General features: G+C 72.3%; 16 protein-coding genes. 11 read left to right on the top strand and 5 right to left on the bottom strand.

Features of this window, described 5'->3' with window-relative positions; translation table 11 throughout:
• Positions 1-2: 2 nt before the first annotated feature.
• Positions 3-2,096 (bottom strand): S9 family peptidase, encoded by a 2,094-nt coding sequence (locus tag MCBG_RS18540; RefSeq protein WP_043327420.1) that lies wholly within the window; start codon positions 2,094-2,096, stop codon positions 3-5.
• A gap of 100 nt (positions 2,097-2,196) precedes the next feature.
• Here MCBG_RS18540 and MCBG_RS18535 point away from each other — a divergent pair, with 100 nt between their 5' ends.
• On the top strand, positions 2,197-3,678 hold the full coding sequence (locus MCBG_RS18535; RefSeq protein ID WP_043327418.1) for an FAD-binding oxidoreductase: 1,482 nt from the start codon (positions 2,197-2,199) through the stop codon (positions 3,676-3,678).
• Positions 3,679-3,990: 312 nt separating this feature from the next.
• Here MCBG_RS18535 and MCBG_RS18530 read toward each other — a convergent pair whose 3' ends face one another.
• Positions 3,991-6,054, bottom strand: a complete 2,064-nt coding sequence (locus MCBG_RS18530; RefSeq protein WP_043327416.1) for a SpoIIE family protein phosphatase — start codon at positions 6,052-6,054, stop codon at positions 3,991-3,993.
• A 168-nt stretch (positions 6,055-6,222) separates the two neighbouring features.
• Here MCBG_RS18530 and MCBG_RS18525 point away from each other — a divergent pair, with 168 nt between their 5' ends.
• Together MCBG_RS18525 and MCBG_RS18520 are read left to right on the top strand one after the other, a co-directional pair.
• Positions 6,223-10,587: a HAMP domain-containing protein gene (locus MCBG_RS18525; protein ID WP_043327414.1), complete on the top strand. Its 4,365-nt coding sequence runs from the start codon at positions 6,223-6,225 to the stop codon at positions 10,585-10,587.
• Positions 10,584-11,141 carry a response regulator gene (locus MCBG_RS18520; protein ID WP_013283536.1) on the top strand — a complete coding sequence of 186 codons (558 nt, stop codon included), beginning with the start codon at positions 10,584-10,586 and terminating at the stop codon, positions 11,139-11,141. The genes MCBG_RS18525 and MCBG_RS18520 overlap by 4 nt, the downstream gene beginning before the upstream one ends.
• Before the next feature lie 4 nt (positions 11,142-11,145).
• Here the strand turns inward: MCBG_RS18520 and MCBG_RS18515 are convergent, their stop codons facing one another.
• A complete protein-coding gene (locus tag MCBG_RS18515) occupies positions 11,146-11,670 on the bottom strand; it encodes a GbsR/MarR family transcriptional regulator (RefSeq protein WP_223201263.1) in 525 nt (174 codons plus the stop codon).
• Positions 11,671-11,723: 53 nt separating this feature from the next.
• Here MCBG_RS18515 and MCBG_RS18510 point away from each other — a divergent pair, with 53 nt between their 5' ends.
• Positions 11,724-12,617 carry an ABC transporter ATP-binding protein gene (locus MCBG_RS18510; RefSeq protein ID WP_043327413.1) on the top strand — a complete coding sequence of 298 codons (894 nt, stop codon included), beginning with the start codon at positions 11,724-11,726 and terminating at the stop codon, positions 12,615-12,617.
• The gene (locus MCBG_RS18505) at positions 12,614-14,206 is read left to right on the top strand and encodes an ABC transporter permease (protein ID WP_043327411.1); all 1,593 of its coding nucleotides are present in this window, start codon (positions 12,614-12,616) and stop codon (positions 14,204-14,206) included. Before MCBG_RS18510 ends, MCBG_RS18505 begins: the two co-directional genes overlap by 4 nt.
• Before the next feature lie 96 nt (positions 14,207-14,302).
• Here the strand turns inward: MCBG_RS18505 and MCBG_RS18500 are convergent, their stop codons facing one another.
• Positions 14,303-14,635 (bottom strand): STAS domain-containing protein, encoded by a 333-nt coding sequence (locus MCBG_RS18500; RefSeq protein WP_043327409.1) that lies wholly within the window; start codon positions 14,633-14,635, stop codon positions 14,303-14,305.
• Positions 14,636-14,779: 144 nt separating this feature from the next.
• Between MCBG_RS18500 and hemL the strand changes: the two genes are divergently transcribed.
• From hemL to ccsB, 6 genes are read left to right on the top strand one after another with little or no spacing between them, the layout of a single operon-like run.
• Positions 14,780-16,117: a glutamate-1-semialdehyde 2,1-aminomutase gene (gene hemL / locus MCBG_RS18495; RefSeq protein WP_043327407.1), complete on the top strand. Its 1,338-nt coding sequence runs from the start codon at positions 14,780-14,782 to the stop codon at positions 16,115-16,117.
• A gap of 2 nt (positions 16,118-16,119) precedes the next feature.
• Complete coding sequence (locus tag MCBG_RS18490) at positions 16,120-16,767, top strand: histidine phosphatase family protein (protein ID WP_013283542.1); 648 nt, start codon at positions 16,120-16,122, stop codon at positions 16,765-16,767.
• Positions 16,767-17,342 carry a TlpA family protein disulfide reductase gene (locus MCBG_RS18485; RefSeq protein ID WP_030500717.1) on the top strand — a complete coding sequence of 192 codons (576 nt, stop codon included), beginning with the start codon at positions 16,767-16,769 and terminating at the stop codon, positions 17,340-17,342. The genes MCBG_RS18490 and MCBG_RS18485 overlap by 1 nt, the downstream gene beginning before the upstream one ends.
• The gene (locus MCBG_RS18480; protein ID WP_043327404.1) at positions 17,342-18,208 is read left to right on the top strand and encodes a cytochrome c biogenesis CcdA family protein; all 867 of its coding nucleotides are present in this window, start codon (positions 17,342-17,344) and stop codon (positions 18,206-18,208) included. The genes MCBG_RS18485 and MCBG_RS18480 overlap by 1 nt, the downstream gene beginning before the upstream one ends.
• Positions 18,208-19,827 (top strand): cytochrome c biogenesis protein ResB, encoded by a 1,620-nt coding sequence (locus tag MCBG_RS18475; protein WP_043327402.1) that lies wholly within the window; start codon positions 18,208-18,210, stop codon positions 19,825-19,827. The genes MCBG_RS18480 and MCBG_RS18475 overlap by 1 nt, the downstream gene beginning before the upstream one ends.
• Complete coding sequence (ccsB, locus tag MCBG_RS18470) at positions 19,827-20,792, top strand: c-type cytochrome biogenesis protein CcsB (protein ID WP_043327400.1); 966 nt, start codon at positions 19,827-19,829, stop codon at positions 20,790-20,792. Before MCBG_RS18475 ends, ccsB begins: the two co-directional genes overlap by 1 nt.
• On the opposite strand, the gene MCBG_RS18465 is transcribed toward ccsB, so the two are convergent.
• On the bottom strand, positions 20,761-20,985 hold the full coding sequence (locus MCBG_RS18465; protein WP_043327397.1) for a hypothetical protein: 225 nt from the start codon (positions 20,983-20,985) through the stop codon (positions 20,761-20,763). The two genes, ccsB and MCBG_RS18465, sit on opposite strands and share 32 nt — an antisense overlap.
• Positions 20,986-21,000: the final 15 nt, after the last annotated feature.

The following is a 21,000-nucleotide window of genomic DNA, read 5'->3' as shown; positions in this document are numbered from 1 at the left end:
CGTCACGCGCGGCCGACGCGGTCCAGGATCCAGGCGTTGACGAACGCCTCCTCACGCCACGAGTCGTACCGGCCGCTCGGCCCGCCGTGGCCCGCGCCCATCTCGGTCTTGAGCAGGTAGTCGCCGGCCGGCGCGAGCGCGCGCAGCCGGGCGATCCACTTGGCCGGCTCGTGATAGAGCACGCGGGTGTCGTTGAGGCTGGTCACCGCCAGGATCGCCGGGTAGTCGGCGGCGGTCACATTCTCGTACGGCGTGTACGACTTCATGTACGCGTACACCTCGGGGTCGTCCAGCGGGTTGCCCCACTCCTCCCACTCGGTGACCGTCAACGGCAGCGACGGGTCGAGGATCGAGGTGAGCGCGTCCACGAACGGCACCTGCGCGACGATCCCGGTGAACGCGTCCGGGGCGAGGTTCGCCACCGCGCCCATCAGCAGGCCACCGGCCGAGGCGCCCCGGGCGACCAGCCGGTCGCTCGCCGTCCAGCCCGCCTTCACCAGGTGCCGGGCGCAGGCCACGAAATCGGTGAACGTGTTCTTCTTGGCCAGCAGCTTGCCCTCGTCGTACCAGCGCCGGCCCAGCTCGCCACCGCCCCGGATGTGCGCCACCGCGAAGATCACGCCGCGGTCGAGCAGGCTCAGCCGGGCGATCGAGAACCACGGGTCCATGCTCGCCTCGTACGACCCGTAGCCGTAGATGACGGCGGGCGCCGAGCCGTCGCGCGGGGTGTCCCGGCGGCAGACCAGCGAGATCGGCACCCGGGTGCCGTCGTCGGCGAGCGCCCAGTCCCGGTGCTGCTCGTAGTCGGCCGGGTCGTACGGCCGCCCGTCCGGCCCGGGGCGTACCGGCTTCTGCCGCCGCAGCGTCAGCTCCCGGGTCACCAGGTCGTAGTCGTAGACCGAGTCCGGGGTGACGAGCGAGGTGTAGCGCAGCCGTACCTCGTTCGTGCGGTACTCCGGGTTCGCGTCCAGCCCGACGCTGTAGATCGGCTCGGGGAAGTCGATGTCCCAGCTGTCGTCGCTGCCGACCGGCAGCACCCGCAGACCGGTCAGCCCGTTGGCCCGCAGCGACACCACGAGGTGGTTCTCGAACGCGTCGACCGCCTCCAGCCGGGTGCCCGGCGCGTGCGGGATCAGCGGCGTCCACTCGCCCGGCGCGTCCGCCGAGGTGTACGCCAGCGCGAAGTCCTCCGCGCCGTCGTTGTGCAGGATCAGGAAGCGGTGGCCGTGGTGCTCCACCGCGTACTCGATGCCCTGACGCCGCGGGGCCACGACGGCGGGCTCGCCGGTCGGGTTGGCGGCCGGGATCACCCGCACCTCGCTGGTGATCTTGCTGTGGATGTCGATCACCACGAAGCGCTCGGAGCGGGTCAGCTCGACGCCGACCCAGAACCGCTCGTCGTCCTCCTGGTAGACCACCACGTCCTCGGTGGACGACGTGCCGACGGTGTGCCGCCAGACCCGGTTCGGCCGCCACGCCTCGTCCACCGTCACGTAGAACAGAGTCGAGGCGTCGCTCGACCACGCCGTGCCGTAGAACGTGTCCGGCACCTCGTCCGGCAGCGACTCGCCGGTGGTCAGGTCCTTGATCCGCAGCGTGAAGCGCTCGTCGCCGGAGAAGTCGGTGGAGTAGGCCAGCCAGCGGCCGTCCGGGCTGACGTCGAACGCGCCGAGCGAGAAGAAGTCGTGCCCCTCGGCGAGCTGGTTGCCGTCGAGCAGCACCTCCTCGCCGTCGAGCGGCGCGCCGTCGGCGCTGACCGGGGGCGCGGTCTCGCCGGGGCGGACCGCGCGGCGGCAGTGCACGCCGTACTGCTGCCCCTCGACGGTGCGGGTGTAGTACCAGTGACCGTCCTTGCGGGTCGGCACCGACAGGTCGGTCTCCTGGGTGCGCCGGCGCGTCTCCTCGAACAGCTCCGCGCGCAACTCGGCCAGGTGGGCGGTGCGCGCCTCGGTGTACGCGTTCTCGGCGTCCAGGTAGGCGATCGTGTCCGGGTCGTCCTTGGCGGCGAGCCAGGCGTACTCGTCGAGGACTGTGTCACCGTGATGGACGCGCTCGGTCGGGACGCGCTTGGCGACGGGCAGTGGGGTTTCGGTCACGGCGCCACGTTACCGGGCGCCGGACCGCCGCCGGGGCCGCCCGCCGCGCGAATCCGGCGACTCGCCGCCAGGGCTTTCGAACATGTGTACGATAAGCGCCATGGCGGATGCAGCTCGTTCCACCAACCGACCCGGAGCCCTCGACATCACCCGGAAGCTGGCGGAGATCTGTGGTTCGCCGTTCGCCCGCTTCGCCGGCCCGGCCGACGAGGTGGCCGGGCGTACCGCCCGCTGGGTGGCCGTGCCGGGCGGCCCGCACGCCGCCGCCGAGGTGTTGCGGCTGGCCGCGGCGTACGACCTGACAGTGGTGCCCCGCGGCGCCGGCACGAAGATCGACTGGGGCGCCGCTCCGGCGCAGGTGGACATCATGCTCGACACCGGCCGCCTCGCCGGCGTCTGGCACGAGCCGCATGCCGCGGCGGTGGCCGAGATCGGCGCCGGTACGCCGCTGCGCGCCGTCCAGGCCACGCTGGCGCGCACCAACCGGCGGCTGCCTGTCGACGCGCCCTCGCCGGGCGCGACGCTCGGCGGGGTGCTCGCCGCCGACGAGTCCGGTCCGCTGCGGCACCGGCACGGCAGCCCGTGCGCCCAGCTCATCGGCGTGCGCTATCTCGACGCCGACGGCGAGTTGGTGAGCGTCGGCGAGTCCGGCACGGAGGCGTTCGGCCGGGCCACCCCGGGTGTCGGCGGTGGCCGTCCGGGCGGACGCGCTCCGGCGGCCGATGCCGGTGCCGACGGAGGTCCGGGTCGCGGTGGTGGCGATGCGATCCTCGGTCGGGGTGGGATGCCCGGGCTGGACGTGGCACGGCTGCTCTGCGGCTCGCAGGGCGGGCTCGGCGTGCTGGTCTCGGCCACCATGCGGGTGCAGGCCGTGCCCGCGAGCCGGGTCTGGGTGTCCCGTCCGGTCTGGACCCCGCTGGAGGTGCACGACCTGGTCCGTGCCGTACTGGCGTCCGGCGTCGGCCCGGCCGCCGTCGAGCTGGACCTGCCCGTGCCGGTGCCGTTGCCCCGTCGCAGGATTCCGGCCACGCACCCGTCGGTGATCAACCGCCCCGATCACCCGGCCGTGACCGGCCGACCCGCGGCGGGCAACCTGGTGGTGCTCCTGGAGGGCGGCCCGGCCGACGTGACCGAGCGGGCCGAACGGCTCACCGCCGTGCTCGGCGCCCCGGCGATGGTCAGCCACCACGCGCCGGAGTGGTGGGGGCGCTATCCCTTCGCGCCCGGAGACACCGCGCTGCGCATCGAGGTGCCGATCAACGACCTGCACGCCGCCGTCTACGCGCTGCGCGACGCCGCCGGCACCCCCGTGCCGGTACGCGGCTCGGCCGGCGGCGGCGCGGTGCACGCCGCCCTGCCCGGCGCGCTGCCGCCGGAGCGGGTCGCCTCGATCCTCACCGCCGTCCGCAGCGTGCTGATCGCCCGGCGAGGCCGGTGTGTGGTGGTGGCCGCGCCGACGGCGGTGCGCCGTGCCGTGGACCTCTGGGGCGAGCTGCCCGCGTTGCCGCGCCTGCGCAGCGCCAAGGCCCACCTGGACCCGCACCACCGGCTGGCCCCCGGCCGCCTCCCCGGTGGTCTCTGAATCCGGCCCGCCTCGGCCTGCTCACCCGGCACCCCGACCTGCCTCCACACTGGACGCCCGTCCCAGCGGGCGCGGCAGCGGCAGGCACCAGTTCGGGGTGGTGGTTGTGTCCACGTGCGCCGGATGCCGCCACTTCGGCGAGCTGGCGCCGCCCACCCGCCACCGACAACCCGCACTCCCCACCACTGTCGTGATCAAGGAGTTTGTGTCACGTTTCGCGCCTCCCCAGGCCACAAACTCCTTGATCACCGCCGGGTCGGAACCGGAGTCGGAACCGGGGGCGGGTTGGGTGGGCGGGGCGCGGGGAGAGGGCTACGGGGTGTCGTTTCGGAGGACCAGGACGGCTATGTCGTCGCGCGGTGGCTCCACCGAGAAGGCGATCGTCGCCGCGCGCAGCCGGGCGGCCACCACGTCGGCCGAGTACCCGGCCAGCGGCGCCGCCGACTCGCGCAGCCGTTCGGTGCCGAACAGCTCGCGTCCGCGCCGCCGCTCGGTGACCCCGTCGGTGTAGAAGATCAGCGCGTCGCCGGGTTTGAGCGCCAGCTCGGCGGTCGGCGTGGTGATGGTGTCGAGCAGGCCCAGCGCCGTACCGCCGGTGCCGACGAAGGTGGCGCCGCCTCCACCGTGCAGCAGCACCGGGCGGTCGTGGCCGGCGAGGTGCAGCGAGACGTCGAGCTGGTCGCCGTCGCCGGGTGAGACGGCCGCCAGCGCCAGCGTGCAGTAGCGTCCGCCGCCGCGCTCGACGAGCGTCTCGTTGAGCCGGCTGAGCACCTCGGGCAGCGGCTTGCCGTCGCCGACGAGGACCCGGATCACGTCCCGGACCAGGCCGGTCACGGCGGCGGCCTGCACGCCCTTGCCGGAAACGTCGCCGACCACCACGAGCCAGCGGCCGTCCGGCAGCGGGACCACGTCGTAGAAGTCGCCGCCGACTTCCGCGTCGTCGCCGGTGGGGACGTACTCGGCGGCGAAGCCGATGCCCTCGACCACCGGGAGCACCGGCGGCAGCAGGGACTGCTGGAGCGTCTGGGCGACCCGGCGGCGTTCGGCGTGGATGCGCGCGTTCTCGATGGCGAGGGCGGCGCGGCGGGCCACGTCCTCCAGCACCGAGACCTCGTCCGGGTCGTGCCGGTGCCGCTGGTGCCGGCCCACCGCGAGGGTGCCGAGCCGCTGGCCACGGGCGATCAGCGGTACGGCGAAGCCCTCCATCGGTCCGCCGAGCGGCACCTGGGCGGCGTTGCGGGACGCCTCGCGCAGCCGGGACTGGATCGAGTCCGGGCCGGTTTCCTGGAGGATCCGGTGCAGCTGCGGCAGCATGGCCTCGTCGGCGTGGCTGGACGCGGCGAGACGCAGCCGCCCCCACTCGTCGGTGGTGTGCACGGCGCACCACTGGCCGAGCCGGGGCACCACGAGCTGCGGGATGAGCGCCATGGTCAGTTCGACGTCCAGCGACTGGGCGAGCAGTTCGCTCGCCTCGGCCAGGAACGTCAGCCAGGTGGACCGGCGTACGTCGGCGCGGCGCAGCCGGTCGTTCTCCAGGTGCAGCGACAGCCGCTCGGCGGCCAGCACCGCCAGCGGCCGCGCGTACGTGGAGGGCGCCGCGTCCAGTTCCAGCTCACCGGTGTACGGGCGGTGCACGGCGAGCGGTACGCGCAGCAGTTCGTTGCCCTCACGCGGGTGCCGGCCGTACCGGGCGAACACCTGGGTGCCGAGCCCGTCGCCCCGGTCCAGCCGGACCGTGCCACCGGCGGCGCCGACCATCTCGCCGACCCGGCTCAGCAGGGCGGTCGCGAACTCGGGCAGTGGCTCGTCGGCGTACGGGTCGGGGGTGATCTGCATCAACTCGCTCATCGCGGCGGCGCTGGGCGTACCGTCGCCGGTCCGTTCCGGCTCGGTCACCGGCGGTGGGCCGGCCGACGGGCGGGCGGGGCCGCCGGGGCCGGGCCGGTCGAGGCGGAACCAGACGCCCTTGCCGGTGGGCAGGTACGTGGTGCCCCACCGGCTGGAGAAGTGGTCGACGAGCAGCAGTCCGCGTCCCCGCGCGGCCACTTCGGTGATGTCGGAGGTGGTGTTGCGCACGCCGACGATCAGTTCGTCGACGGGTCCGGAGGCGAAGTCGGTGACGGTGACGGTGAGGCCGTTCGGGTCGGCTTCGACCTCGATGTCCAGTTCGGTGCGTGCGTGTTCGACGGCGTTCGTGGTCAGCTCGGTGGTGAGCAGCAGCGCCTCGTTCAGCAGTTCGGGCAGCCGCGCTTCGAGCAGCATGGTGCGTACCACCGCGCGGGCCGCCGCCGGGGTGCGGCGGTCTGCGGGGAGGCGGACGCGGCGGACGTGCTCGTCCGCACCGCCGCTCCGAGTGGCCCCCGCCTCCGCTGACACCTCCGTATCCTCCACCGGTCCGGCCCCGGGTGCCAAGGGTCCGGCGAACCGGCCAGTCGGGCGGATACGGCGCGTGACGCGCGGTTGCACGCCGTGACCTCGACGGATCGCGCGGCAGAATGATGGGATGGCCGCGTGACGGCACGAGCCCGAGCGGAGCGAGGAACCATGACCACGGCAAAACAGTCGGTGACCGCGGACCCGTCCGCGCCCGACCACGAGGTGCTCCTCGGCGAGCTGGTCGACGCGTTGCGCCGGGTGGCGCACGGTGACCTGCGGGTACGCCTGCCGCGCCGGGCCGGACTGCCCGGTGAGGTCGCCGACGCCTTCAACGACGTGGTGTCGTTGCAGGAGCGGCAGCACCTGGACCTGCGCCGGATCAGCCGGATCGTCGGCCGCGACGGCCGGCTCACCGAGCGCCTGGACGACGAGGGCCTGGACGGCTCCTGGGCGGAGGGGCAGCGGGCGGTCAACTCGCTCATCGACGACCTGGGCCGGCCCACCACGGAGATCGCCCGGGTGATCGTGGCGGTCGCCGACGGTGACCTCTCCCAGCACATGGCGCTGGAGATAGACGGTCGTCCGCTCCGGGGTGAGTATCTGCGCATCGGCCGCACGGTGAACACGATGGTGGACCAGCTGTCGTCGTTCGCCGACGAGGTGACGCGGGTGGCCCGTGAGGTGGGCACCGAGGGCAAGCTGGGCGGCCAGGCCGACGTGCGTGGCGTGGCCGGCACCTGGAAGGACCTCACCGACTCGGTGAACACCATGGCGTCGAACCTCACCGGCCAGGTGCGGTCGATCTCGCAGGTGGCCACCGCCGTCGCGAAGGGCGACCTGTCGCAGAAGATCACGGTCGGGGCGCGCGGCGAGGTGGCCGAGCTGGCCGACACGATGAACTCGCTCACCGACACGCTGCGGCTGTTCGCCGAGCAGGTGACCCGGGTGGCCCGTGAGGTGGGCACCGAGGGCAAGCTGGGCGGCCAGGCCGAGGTGCCGGGCGTGGCCGGCACCTGGAAGGACCTGACCGACAACGTCAACTCGATGGCGTCGAACCTGACCGCGCAGGTCCGCAACATCGCCCAGGTGTCGACGGCTGTCGCCAAGGGTGACCTGTCGCAGAAGATCACGGTGGCCGCGCAGGGCGAGATCCTGGAGCTGAAGGACACCGTCAACACGATGGTGGACCAGCTGTCGTCGTTCGCCGACGAGGTCACGCGGGTGGCGCGCGAGGTCGGCATCGAGGGCAAGCTGGGCGGCCAGGCGCAGGTGCGCGGCGTCTCCGGCACCTGGCGGGACCTCACCGAGAACGTGAACCAGCTCGCCGGCAACCTGACCAGCCAGGTCCGCAACATCTCCCAGGTCTCCACGGCGGTGGCCAAGGGCGACCTGGGCCAGAAGATCACCGTGGACGCGCAGGGCGAGATCCTGGAGCTGAAGAACACCGTCAACACGATGGTCGACCAGCTCTCCTCGTTCGCCGACGAGGTGACGCGCGTGGCGCGTGAGGTGGGCACCGAGGGCAAGCTGGGTGGTCAGGCCCAGGTCAAGGGCGTCTCCGGTACGTGGCGGGACCTGACCGACAACGTGAACTCGATGGCGTCGAACCTGACCAGCCAGGTGCGGAACATCGCCTCGGTCACCACGGCGGTGGCGAAGGGTGACCTGTCGCAGAAGATCACCGTGGACGCCCGGGGCGAGATCCTGGAGCTGAAGTCGACTGTCAACACGATGGTGGACCAGCTGTCGTCGTTCGCCGACGAGGTCACCCGGGTGGCCCGTGAGGTGGGTACCGAGGGCAAGCTCGGCGGCCAGGCGCAGGTGCGCGGCGTCGCCGGCACCTGGCGGGACCTGACGGACAACGTCAACTCGATGGCGTCGAACCTGACCGCGCAGGTGCGCAACATCGCCCAGGTGTCCACGGCGGTGGCGAAGGGCGACCTGTCGCAGAAGATCACCGTGGACGCGCAGGGCGAGATCCTGGAGCTGAAGTCCACTGTCAACACGATGGTGGACCAGCTGTCGTCGTTCGCGGACGAGGTCACGCGGGTGGCGCGTGAGGTGGGTACCGAGGGCAAGCTGGGTGGTCAGGCCCAGGTCAAGGGCGTCTCGGGTACGTGGCGGGACCTGACCGACAACGTGAACTCGATGGCGTCGAACCTGACCAGCCAGGTGCGGAACATCGCCTCGGTCACCACCGCCGTGGCGAACGGCGACCTGGGTCAGAAGATCACCGTGGACGCACAGGGCGAGATCCTGGAGCTGAAGAACACCGTCAACACGATGGTGGACCAGCTCTCCTCGTTCGCGGACGAGGTGACGCGCGTGGCGCGCGAGGTGGGCACCGAGGGCAAGCTGGGTGGTCAGGCCCAGGTCAAGGGCGTCTCCGGTACGTGGCGCGACCTCACCGAGAACGTCAACCAGCTCGCCTCCACGCTCACCACGCAGTTGCGCGCGATCGCGCAGGTCTCCACGTCGGTGACCCGCGGCGACCTGACCCAGCGGATCAACGTGAAGGCGCAGGGCGAGGTCGCCGAGCTGAAGGACAACATCAACCAGATGATCGTCACCCTCCGGGAGACGACGAAGAAGAACGCCGAGCAGGGCTGGCTCGACTCGAACCTGGCCCGGATCGGTGGTCTGCTGCAGGGCCAGCGCGACCTGGGCGAGGTCTGCCGCATGATCATGATGGAGGTGACCCCGCTGGTGGACGCGCAGCTCGGCGCGTTCTTCCTGGCGGACAGCTCCGAGGGCAGCATGCGGCTGCGGCTCACCGCCTCCTACGGGTACGTGGCCCGGGGGCACGACGTCACGTTCGGCCCGGGTGAGGGGCTGGTCGGGCAGGCCGCGTTGTCCCGCCGGACCATCCGGGTCAAGGCGCAGCCGGACGGGCGCCTCGTGGTGCGCTCCGGGCTGGCCGACACGCCCCCGGCCGACCTGGTGGTGCTCCCGGTCCTGTTCGAGGGCGAACTGCTCGCCGTGATCGAGTTCGCCGGCGTGGCCACGTTCTCCGACCTGCACCTGGCGTTCCTGGAGCGGCTGGTGCTCACCATCGGCGTCGCGGTCAACACCATCCAGGCCAACCGGCGTACGGAGGAGCTGCTGGCGCAGTCGCAGCGGCTGGCGCACGAGATGCAGGACCAGTCGGCCGAGTTGCAGCGCACCAACGCCGAGCTGGAGGACAAGGCGAAGCTGCTGTCCGAGCAGAAGGCCAACATCGAGACGCAGAACCGGGAGATCGAGCTGGCCCGCCTCGGCCTGGAGGAGAAGGCGCAGCAGCTCACCCGGGCGTCGGCGTACAAGTCGGAGTTCCTGGCGAACATGAGCCACGAGCTGCGTACGCCGCTGAACTCGCTGCTCCTGCTGGCCCGGCTGCTGGCCGAGAACCCGGAGCGCAACCTCAGCGCGAAGCAGATCGAGTTCGCGCGGACCATCCACGGCGCCGGCTCGGACCTGCTCTCGCTGATCGACGACATCCTCGACCTGTCGAAGATCGAGGCGGGCCGGATGGACGTGGAGCCCACCGAGATCCAGTTCGCCGAGATCCGGAGCTACGTCGAGCAGGCGTTCGCGCCGCAGGCCGAGGAGAAGGGCCTGGACTTCCAGGTACGGGTCAGCAGCGATCTGCCGCCGGCGCTGGTGACCGACGCCCAGCGGTTGCAGCAGATCCTGCGCAACCTGCTCTCCAACGCGGTGAAGTTCACCGACAACGGCGCGGTGACGCTGCGGATCGGGCCGGCGGCCGAGAACGCCGTCTTCGACGTGCCGGCGCTGACGAACGCGCAGCGGGTGATCGCGTTCACCGTGATCGACACCGGCATCGGCATCTCCGACGACAAGCTGTCGCTGATCTTCGAGGCGTTCCAGCAGGCGGACGGCACCACCAGCCGGCGGTACGGCGGGACCGGCCTGGGCCTGTCCATCAGCCGTGATCTGGCCCGCCTGCTCGGCGGCACGATCACCGTCTCGTCCGCGCCCGGTCAGGGTTCGACGTTCACTCTCTTCGTACCCGATGTGCTGGCGCCGGACGCGGTGGTGGCGCCGGCGCCGCCGTCGCCGAGCCGCGCGGGCCTGCCGTCGTCGCTGCTCATGCCGATGGAGCTGCCGCAGCCGCAGGAGACGCCGGCCACCCGGCGGCTGGACGGCGTGACCGTGCTGATCATCGACGACGACGTGCGGAACGTGTTCGCATTGACGTCCGCGTTGGAACTGCACGGCATGACCGTGTTGTACTCGGACAACGGGGCGGACGGCGTCCGCCAGCTCGCCGAGCATCCGGAGGTGGACATCGTCCTGATGGACGCCATGATGCCGGACCAGGACGGGTACGAGACGACAGCGCAGATCCGCCGCAACCACCGGTTCGCGGACCTGCCGATCGTCTTCCTGACCGCCAAGGCGATGCCCGGCGACCGGGAGTCGGCGCTCAGCGCCGGCGGCAGCGACTACATCACCAAGCCGGTGGACCTGGACGAGCTGATCGAGCTGATGGCGTCCTGGATCGGCCGCAGCCGAGGCGAGGAGAACGCGTGACGCAGACGGCCAAGGCCCTGCTGGTGGACGACCGGCGGGAGAACCTGATGGCGCTGGAGGCGATCCTCCAGGGTCTCCCGGTGCAGTCGGTCGCGGTGGAGAGCGGCGAGGCCGCGCTCAAGCAGCTCCTCGTGGACGACTTCGCGGTGATCCTGCTGGACGCCCAGATGCCCGACATGGACGGCTTCGAGACGGCGACGCACATCAAGCGGCGCGAGCGCACCCGGCACGTACCGATCATCTTCCTGACCGCCGCGGACAAGGACGCGCAGCTCGCGTTGCGCGGCTACGCGGCGGGTGCGGTCGACTACCTGACCAAGCCGTTCGATCCGTGGGTGCTGCGGGCGAAGGTGACCGTCTTCGTCGACCTGTGGGTGAAGACCCGGCAGCTCGCCGCCCAGTCGGACCTGGTGCGGGAGCGGGATCTGCAGTGGCGGCACCTGACCGACGCGGTGGACGAGGCGACGGCGCTGCTGCGCGCCGACGACGACCCGTCCACCCGCGAACGCGCGGTCGAGCTGCTGGAGCAGGCGCGCTGGGGCAACACCCGCTGACGGTTCAGCCGCCGGCCGGGCCGCCGTGCCCGGTCGCGGCCCGCCGGGCCCGCCACCGGTCGCCGAGCGATTCCAGTTCCTCCTGTACGAAGAGGAAGAAGTCGCGCATCTCAGCGACCCGTTCACCGGCCGGGGTGCTGCGGCCGTGCAGCGCGTCGACCCCGCCGGCGGCGATGTCGATGAAGTTCTTGTAGAGCGTGGTCTTGGTGATCGTCGCCTCGTACCAGGGGTTGTCCGGCATCCGGTAGCGGTCGCGCCGGGAGCCCTTGACCGGCTCGCGGACCAGCATGGCGAACTGGGTCAGGTAGCGGACCGCGCCGCTGACCGCCGCCGCGCTGACGCCGAGCCGTTCGGCGATCTCGCCCGCGGTGAGCGGGTCGTCGGCGCTCATGACTGTGAACAGGACCCGGGCGGCCATCCGGGGGAAGCCCACGTCGGCGAAGGCCATCGCCATCCGCTCCACGAAGAGGTGTACCTCCTCCTCGTCGTGGCGGAACGGCTCGTTCATGGTCGGCTCCTCGACACTCACCCCGTGACCCTACAGTCTTCACAAGTTTGTGAAACGAGCGTAGCTTCTGAATTATGGAAACGGCAATCGATGTGTCCGGCCTGGTGAAGACCTTCGGCCGCACCCGGGCCCTCGACGGGCTCGACCTGACCGTCCGCACCGGGGAGGTGCACGGCTTCCTCGGCCCGAACGGCTCCGGCAAGTCGACCACCATCCGGGTGCTGCTCGGCCTGCTGCGGGCGGACGCGGGGGCCGCCCGGCTGCTGGGCGGCGACCCCTGGCGGGACGCGGTCGCGCTGCACCGCCGCCTCGCGTACGTGCCCGGCGACGTCACGCTCTGGCCCAACCTCAGCGGCGGCGAGGTGATCGACCTGCTCGGCCGGATGCGCGGCGGGCTCGACCCGAAACGCCGCGCCGAACTGCTGGACTCCTTCGAGCTGGACCCGCGCAAGAAGGGCCGCACCTACTCCAAGGGCAACCGGCAGAAGGTCGGCCTGGTCGCCGCGCTCGCCTCCGACGTCGAACTGCTCATCCTCGACGAGCCGACCTCCGGGCTCGACCCGCTGATGGAGGAGGTCTTCCAGCACTGGGTCCGCCGCGCCGTCCACGACGGACGCACGGTGCTGCTGTCCAGCCACATCCTCGCCGAGGTGGAGGCGCTCTGCGACCGGGTGACGATCATCCGGGCCGGCCGGACGGTGGAGTCCGGCACGCTCGGCGACCTGCGCCACCTGCACCGCACCGCCATCGACGCCGAGGTCGCCGCGCCGCTCGACGGCCTGGCCGACCTGCCCGGTGTGCACGACCTGCGGGTCGACGGGCGGCGGGTGCGCTTCGACGTCGACACCGCCGCGCTCGACGCCGCGCTGCGCCGGCTCACCGAACTGGGCGTACGCAGCCTGGTCAGCACCCCGCCCACGCTGGAGGAACTGTTCCTGCGGCACTACGAAACGGCGGACCGGGCATGAGCACGCTCACCGGCACCCGCCACCTGGTCCGGCTGATCCTGCGCCGGGACCGTCTCCTGCTGCCGCTGTGGGTGCTGATCCTCGCGGTGCTGCCGATGACGTACGCGGCCAGCTTCGCCGGGCTGTTCCCGACCGCCGCCGAGCGGGCCGCGTACCTGGAGGGCACCGCCCGCAACCCGTCGATCGTCGCGCTGCTCGGCCCCGCCTACGGCGACAGCATCGGCGGGCTGACCGCGCAGCGCAGCGGCTTCCTGCTGCTCATCGTCGCGCTGGCCAGCCTGCTCACCGTCATCCGGCACACCCGCACCGAGGAGGAGGCCGGCCGGCGGGAACTGCTCGGCGGCAACGTGCTCGGGCGGCACGCCGGGCTGACCGCCGCGCTGCTCGTCACGTACGCGGCGGATCTGCTGCTCGGCCTGCTCACCGCCGCCGGGCTGGTCGCGACCGGGCTGCCGGTCGGCGGCTCGCTGGCGTACGGCCTGGTCACCGTGCTGACCGGCGTCGTGTTCGCCACGCTCGGCGGGCTGGCGGCCCAGTTGACCGAGACCGCGGGTGGGGCGCGGGGCATCGGCCTCGCCGGTCTCGGCGCCGCGTTCGGGCTGCGCCTGGCCGGGGACACGGCGGGCAACGACTGGCCGAGCTGGCTGTCCCCGCTGGGCTGGGCCGCCCGGGTCCGCCCGTACGAGGGGGAGCGGTGGTGGGTGCTGCTGCTGCCGCTTGCCGCCACGGCACTGCTCGCCGCGTTCGCGTACCCGGTCTCGGTCCGCCGCGACCTGGGCGCGGGCGTGCTGCCGCCCCGGCTCGGCCCGGCCGCCGCCGGTGGTGGCCTGTCCGGTCCGTTCGGCCTGGCCTGGCGGCTGCACCGGGGGCAGATCCTCTGGTGGTCGGTCGGGTTCGGCCTGCTCGGGCTGATCCTCGGTGGCGCGGCCGAGGCGGCCGGCCGGTCCGTCGAGGGCAGCCCGCGGATGGAGGAGATCGTGGCCCGGCTCGGCGGGGCGTCCGGCATGGCCGACGCGTACCTGGGCGTGACGCTGAGCCTGGCCGGGCTGGCCGCCGCCGGGTACGGCATCCAGGCCGCGCTGCGGATGCGCGCCGAGGAGTCCGCCGGGCACGCCGAGCCGGTGCTGGCCACCGGCACCCGCCGCTCGACCTGGCTGCTCTCGCACGTGACGTTCGCGCTGCTCGGCCCGGTGGTGGTGCTCGCGGTGACCGGGCTGGCCACCGGCCTGACGTACGGGCTGAGCACCGGTGACGTGCCCCGGCAACTCGGCCGGATGCTCGCCGCGGGCCTGGCTCAGGTGCCGGCGGCGTGGGTGCTGGCCGGGCTCGCCGTGCTGCTCTACGGCCTGCTGCCCCGGCTCGCGCCGGTCACCTGGGCGGTGCTGGCGGTCTGCGTGCTGCTCGGGCAGCTCGGCGCGGTGCTGGAGCTGGACCAGTGGCTGCTGGACCTGTCCCCGTTCACGCACACCCCGCAGGTGCTCCGCGACGCCTGGACCCCCACCCCGCTCTACCTGCTCACGGCCCTGGCGGTGACCCTGGCCACGGCTGGCCTGCTCACCTTCCGCCGCCGCGACCTCCCCGTCCTCTAGCAGCGTTGATCTTGCACTTGCGGCCCCGGCGAAAGGGGTGAATCACCCTCGTGGAGGGCCGCAAGTGCAAGATCGCGGAGGAAAGCGAGGGTCGGGCTACGGGGTGGCTTCGTTGCGGATCATCAGGGCGCTGCGGAGACCGGTGATGTCCAGGACGCGGATCAGGAAGTCGCCGACGTTGGTGAGTATCAGCAGGCACTGGGCATGACTGGCCTTGCGGCTGAGCACCACGAGCGTGCCGAGGCCCTGCGAGTCGCAGAACGTGACCCCGGCCAGGTCGAGCACGATGCGCGGGGGCGGATCCGCCAGCACCTCGTTGACCACCGTCGAGAGCTGGGCGGCCGTGAGCATGTCGATCTCACCGGCCAGACGAAGCACTGCTTCGTCACCGGTCCGCTGTACGGCGATGGACAGTTCGGCACGATCCACCCGGTCAGCCTATCGCGATCTCGACCGACGGGCCTGTCGAGCGGATCGCTGGCGGCCTGCCGCCGCTCACCGGGGTGAGCCTGGTAACCCCCGTCGCGGGGTGCGTGCCAGGCAGTGCTCCGACGCTGACACAATGGGCCCATCGTGACCGAGACGCTTTCCGCCGGATCCGGCCGCTACCCGGCCGACGCCCCGGCCTCCGAGGCCCTGTTCGACCGCGCCAAGGCCGTCGTGCCCGGCGGGGTGAACTCTCCCGTGCGCGCGTTCCGTGCCGTCGGCGGCACCCCGCGCTTCATGGTCCGGGGGGAGGGTCCGTGGCTCTTCGACGCCGACGGTCGTCGGTACGTCGACCTGGTCTGCTCCTGGGGCCCGCTCATTCTCGGCCACGCGCACCCGGCGGTGGTGGAGGCGCTGCGCGAGGCCGCCACGCTGGGCACGAGCTTCGGCACGCCCACCCCGGGTGAGGTGGACCTCGCCGAGGAGATCATCGCGCGGACGCCGGTCGAGCAGGTGCGCCTGGTCAACTCCGGCACCGAGGCGACCATGTCGGCGATCCGGCTGGCCCGCGGCTTCACCGGCCGCTCCAAAATCATCAAGTTCGCCGGCTGCTACCACGGCCACTCGGACGCGCTGCTCGCCGCCGCCGGCTCCGGCGTGGCCACGTTCGGCCTGCCCGACTCGCCCGGCGTGACCGGCGCGGCGGCGAGCGACACGATCGTGCTGCCGTACAACGACCTGCGCGCGGTCGAGGAGGCGTTCGCCGCCCAGGGCCAGCACATCGCCGCGATCATCACCGAGGCCGCCGCCGGCAACATGGGCGTGATCGCCCCGCGTGACGGCTTCAACGCCGAACTGGCCCGGATCGCGCACGCGCACGGCGCGCTGCTCATCGTCGACGAGGTGATGACCGGGTTCCGGGTGTCCCGCGCCGGATGGCACGGCCTCGACCCGTCGGACGCGGACCTGTGGACGTACGGGAAGGTCATGGGTGGCGGCCTGCCCGCCGCGGCGTTCGGCGGGCGCGCGGAGATCATGGCGAAGCTCGCCCCGGCCGGCCCGGTCTACCAGGCCGGGACGCTCTCCGGTAACCCGCTGGCCTGCGCCGCCGGACTGGCCACGCTGCGGCTGGCCGACGACGCGCTCTACCGGCGGCTCGACGAGACCTCCGCCGCGCTCGGCAAGCTCACCACCGAGGCGCTGTCCGCGGCCGGCGTGCCGCACCGCCTCTCCACCGCCGGCAACATGTTCTCGGTCTTCTTCACCGACGCGGACGTGCGCGACTACGACAGCGCCCGTACCCAGGTGGTGCCGGCGTTCAAGGCGTTCTTCCACGCGATGCTCGCCGGTGGCGTCTACCTGCCGCCGAGCGCGTTCGAGTCGTGGTTCGTCTCGACCGCGATCGACGACGCGGCGTGGGAGCAGATCGCCGCCGCCCTGCCGGTGGCGGCGCGGGCGGCGGCAGCGGCGGGAAGCGGGGGGTAACTATGGCGGAGACCGTGGTGCACGTGCTGCGGCACGGTGAGGTGCACAACCCGGACGGCATCCTCTACGGCCGCCTGCCCGGGTTCCGCCTCTCCGAGCTGGGCGTGCAGATGGCGAAGGCGGCCGCGCAGGCGCTCGCCGACCGGACCGTGGTGCACGTGGTGGCCAGCCCGCTGGAGCGCGCCCAGCAGACCGCCGAGCCGATCGCGGCGCAGTTCGGCCTCTCCGTCGGCGTCGACGAGCGGCTGATCGAGAGCGCGAACTGGTTCGAGGGCAAGAAGGTCTCGCCCGGTGACGGCTCGTTCCGCGACCCGCGCAACTGGTGGGTGCTGCGCGACCCGGTGACCCCGTCCTGGGGCGAGGCGTACCGGGCCATCGCCGAGCGCATGTTCGCCGCGCTGCACGCCGCCCGCGTCGCCGCCGAGGGCCGCGAGGCGGTGCTCGTGTCGCACCAGCTCCCGATCTGGACGCTGCGCCGGCACGTCGAGCGCAAGCGCCTCTGGCACGACCCGCGCCGCCGCCAGTGCGGCCTGGCCAGCCTCACCTCGTTCCACTTCGACGGCGCCAAGATCGTCGGCATCGGGTACTCCGAGCCGGCCGCCCACCTGGTGTCGATCTCGCCGACCGCCCGGACGGCCAAGGGGGCCTGATGCTCACCCGGAGGCTCGCCGCCGCCCTGCTCGCCGCCGTCACCGCCGGTACGGCGCTGGTCGGCTGCTCCTCCGGCAGCCAGGAGAGCCGGTGCGCGGCCGACGGCTCCGTCGTCACCTGCGCACCCGACCAGCGCTCGAAGACGCCGAAGGTCAGCGGTGAGCTGCTCACCGGCGGCGGCTACGACATCTCCCGCGACCGCGGCCAGGTCGTCGTGGTCAACTTCTGGGGCTCCTGGTGCGCGCCCTGCCGTGCCGAGGCGGACGACCTGGAGGACACCTACCAGGCCACGAAGGGCTCCGGCGTGACGTTCCTCGGCATCAACGTGCAGGACAGCAAGGACAAGGCGCTCGCCTTCGAGGAGGGCCGGGTCACGTACCCGAGCATCTTCGACCCGGCCAGCCGGCAGGCGCTCAACTTCGACATCCCGCCGAACACCACGCCGGCCACCGTCGTGCTCGACCGTGAGGGCCGGATCGCCGTGGTGATCCGCCGGGCCGTCACCCGCGACGAGCTGCGGCCGATCGTCGAGAAGATCGCCGCCGAGTCACCGGCGCCGAACGGCGCCCGCTGATGGGCGAGACGTTCCGCCAGCTCGCCGAGTCCGGCCCGCTGCTGTTCGCGGTGGGCGCGGCCGCACTGGCCGGGCTGGTGAGTTTCCTGTCCCCGTGCGTGCTCCCGCTGATGCCCGGCTACCTGTCGTACGTGACCGGCCTGGCCGGCGCCGACCTGGAGGGTGCAAGGAAGGGCCCCCTGTTAACGCCTTCGGTAGAGGAAGGGCCCCTTGTTAACAGCGGCGGCGCGAGTGGGGGCGGTGTGGGCGTCGCCGAGCGGGCGGCGCCGGCCCGGACCACCGCGGCCGTCAAGGGCCGGGTGCTCGCCGGCACGCTGCTGTTCATTGCCGGCTTCACAGTCGTGTTCGTCGCCACCGCGATCCTCTTCTCCGGCGTCGGCAAGCTCTTCTTCCGGTACGAGCGCACGCTGGAGATCGTCATCGGCGCGCTCGTGGTGGTGCTCGGGCTCGGCTACCTCGGGGTGATCCCCGGCATGCAGCGGGAGTTCCGCATCCGCTGGCTGCCCTCCGCCGGGCTGCTCGGCGCGCCGGTGCTCGGCGCGGTCTTCGCGCTCAGCTGGCTGCCCTGCACCGGCCCGACGCTCGGCGCGGTGCTCGGCATGGCGGCCACCGAGGGGGGCACCGACCGGGCCGTGGTGCTCGCCGTGGCGTACTGCCTCGGGCTGGGGATACCGTTCGTCGTCTTCGGGCTGGGCTTCCAGCGCCTGCTCGGGGTGTTCCGCGCCGTCCGGCGCAACAGCCGCTGGGTCACCCGCATCGGCGGGGCCCTGCTGATCGCGATCGGCCTGGCGCTGATCACCGGCGGCTGGGTGAACGTGGTGATCTGGCTGCAGACGAACGTGGGCGTGGGCGAGGTGAGCATCTGATGACGACCGTCGACGACCGGCCGTCGACCCCTCCGGCGCAGGCGCCCCGACGGCGGGTCAACCCGGTGCTGGCCCTGCTGCGCAACTCGTGGCGGCAGCTCACCAGCATGCGTACCGCGCTGATCCTGCTGTTCCTGCTCGCCGTCGCGGCCATCCCCGGCTCGGTGCTGCCGCAGCGCGGCGTCAACCCGGAGCGGGTCAACCAGTGGTTCGTGGACCACCCCGATCTCGCACCCCGGCTGGACCAGATCGGCGCGTTCGAGGTCTTCGGCTCGGTCTGGTTCTCCGCGATCTACCTGCTGCTGTTCACCTCGCTGATCGGCTGCATCCTGCCCCGCGCCCGGGACCACGTCCGCGCGCTGCGGATGAAGCCGCCGGCCGCGCCGAAGCGGCTCGAACGGCTGCCCCAGCACACGGTGCTGGAGGCCCCGGCCGCCGCCGACCCCGAGGCGATCGCGGCGGTGCTGCGCGGCCGCCGGTGGCGGGTCACCGTGCGCGGCAACGAGGTCTCCGCCGAGAAGGGCTACCTCAAGGAGACCGGCAACCTGCTCTTCCACGTATCGCTGGTCGCCGTCCTGCTCGGGGTCGCGCTCGGTTCCTGGTACGGATGGCACGGCAACCGCATCCTGGTCGCGGGCGAGGACAACGCCTTCTGCAACACCCGTCAGCAGTACGCCGAGGCGTCGCTCGGCCCGCGCGTGGACAGCGCCGACCTGCCGCCGTTCTGCCTGACGCTGGAGAAGTTCGAGGCCGACTACCTGCCGTCCGGGCTGGCGTCCCGCTACTGGGCCACGGTGACCGTGGACGAGCCGGGCGGCGAGGCGCGGACCGCCGGCTTCTCGGTCAACTCGCCGCTGCGGCTCGGCTCGGCGAACGTCTACCTGCTCGGCAACGGCTACGCGCCGCTGCTGAAGTACACCGACAAGTACGGCCGCAGCCAGACCAGCGAGGCGCCGTTCCTGCGTACCGGCGACTCCAACGCGACCGAGGAGGGCGTGGCGATCTTCCCGGACGCCAACGTCGACCCGAAGACCGGCGCGCGGGCCCCGGACCAGCAGATCGCCTTCGACGGGCTCTACCTGCCCACGGGGCCGGAGAGCGCGCCGTACGTGGCGTCGCAGTACCCGGCCGAGCGCAACCCGATGGTGAACCTGACCGCGTACCGGGGGAACCTCGGGATGGACGCCGGCATCCCCGGCTCGGTCTACGCGCTGGACCGGCGGCAGATCGACGACGGCAAGCTCAAGGAGATCGGCACCAAGCTGCTGCGGCCGGGGGAGAAGTGGACCCTCGACGACGGCAGCACGCTGGAGTTCGTCGGCACCAAGCCGTACATCACGCTCGCGGTCCGGCACGCGCCCGGGCAGACGCTGCTGCTGGTGGCCAGCGGCACGCTGCTGCTGGGCCTGATGGGCTCGCTGTTCGCCCGGCGGCGACGGGTGTGGTTCCGGGTTTCGCCCCCGGAGGGTGGATCTCCGACGGGCGGTAGTAGTTTGGTGGAGGCCGGTGGGCTTCCGCGCACCGAGCACCCAGGGTTCGCCGACGAGTTCGCGCAGCTCGTCGCCGCGGTGAGCGGCGACGAGCCGGACGCGCGGCGGGCGCGAGAAGGAGACGAGTGATGTCCGCACTCTCCGACCAGCTGGTCGCGTACGCGATCCTGGTGTACCTGATCGCGATGATCAGCCACGCCGTGGAGTTCGCGCTGGGCAACGCGCGGAAGGTCCCCGCGGCCGCGCCCGCGCGGGAACTGGTCGGCGCGGGCGTCGGCGGCGCCGGCGGCACCGTCGACGAGCCGGCCGCGCCGCCGCGCCCGGACCACTCCGCCGCCCGGGCCGTGCTGGCCGGCCGGATCGCCGGCTGGCTCACCGCGGTCGCCGCCGCCGTGCACCTGGGCGCGGTGATCACGCGGGGCGTCGCCGCCGACCGGATGCCCTGGGGCAACATGTACGAGTTCGTGCTGACCGGCACCTGGATCGGTGTGGCGGCCTGGCTCGTGGTGCTCTGGAAGCAGCCGTGGCTGCGCCGGCTCGGGCTGTTCCTGACGCTGGTGATGGTGCTGCTGCTGGCGTTCGCCGAGCTGAAGCTCTACGTGCCGATCGAGCCGCTGATGCCGGCACTGCAGTCGTGGTGGTTCATCATCCACGTCTCGACGATCATCTTTGCCTCGGGCCTCTTCCTGCTGGGCGTGGTGCCCGCTGCCGCGTACCTGATGCGGGCCGGCTGGGAGCAGGGTCGCCGCAGCTTCCCGTACACCCTGGCCCGCCGCCTTCCGGCGGCGGCCGGGCTGGAGCGGTTGACCTTCACGCTGCACGCCTTCTCGTTCCCGATCTTCACGTTCGCGGTGATCGCGGGCGCGATCTGGGCCGAGGCGGCCTGGGGCCGCGCCTGGGGCTGGGACCCCAAGGAGACCTGGGCGTTCATCTCCTGGGTGGTGTACGCGGGCTACCTGCACGCCCGGGCCACGCCGAGCGTGAAGCGCAGCGTGGCCACCTGGATCTCCATCGTGGGCTTCCTGACCGTGATGATGAACCTGTTCGGCGTGAACTTCTTCTTCACCGGTCTGCACTCGTACGCCGGGGTGTAGTGGCCGGGCGCGCGCTCAGCACCTCGTCCACCCGGCGCGTGACCTGGTAGGCCACCTCCGGCAGGTCGGCCAGTTCGAGGCGGTCGGCCCGGAGCGCGAACTGGGCGTGCAGTTCGCGGGCCACCGCGTCGCGGATCTCTGCCTGGAGTGGGCTGAGGCCGTCCGGGTCACCCACCACGTATGCGTCGTCCATCCGTCGATGATGAAC

The sequence above is a fragment of the Micromonospora sp. M42 genome, from assembly GCF_000568915.1.
Classification (GTDB): domain Bacteria; phylum Actinomycetota; class Actinomycetes; order Mycobacteriales; family Micromonosporaceae; genus Micromonospora; species Micromonospora chalcea.
This window is presented reverse-complemented; position numbering and strand designations above follow the sequence as displayed.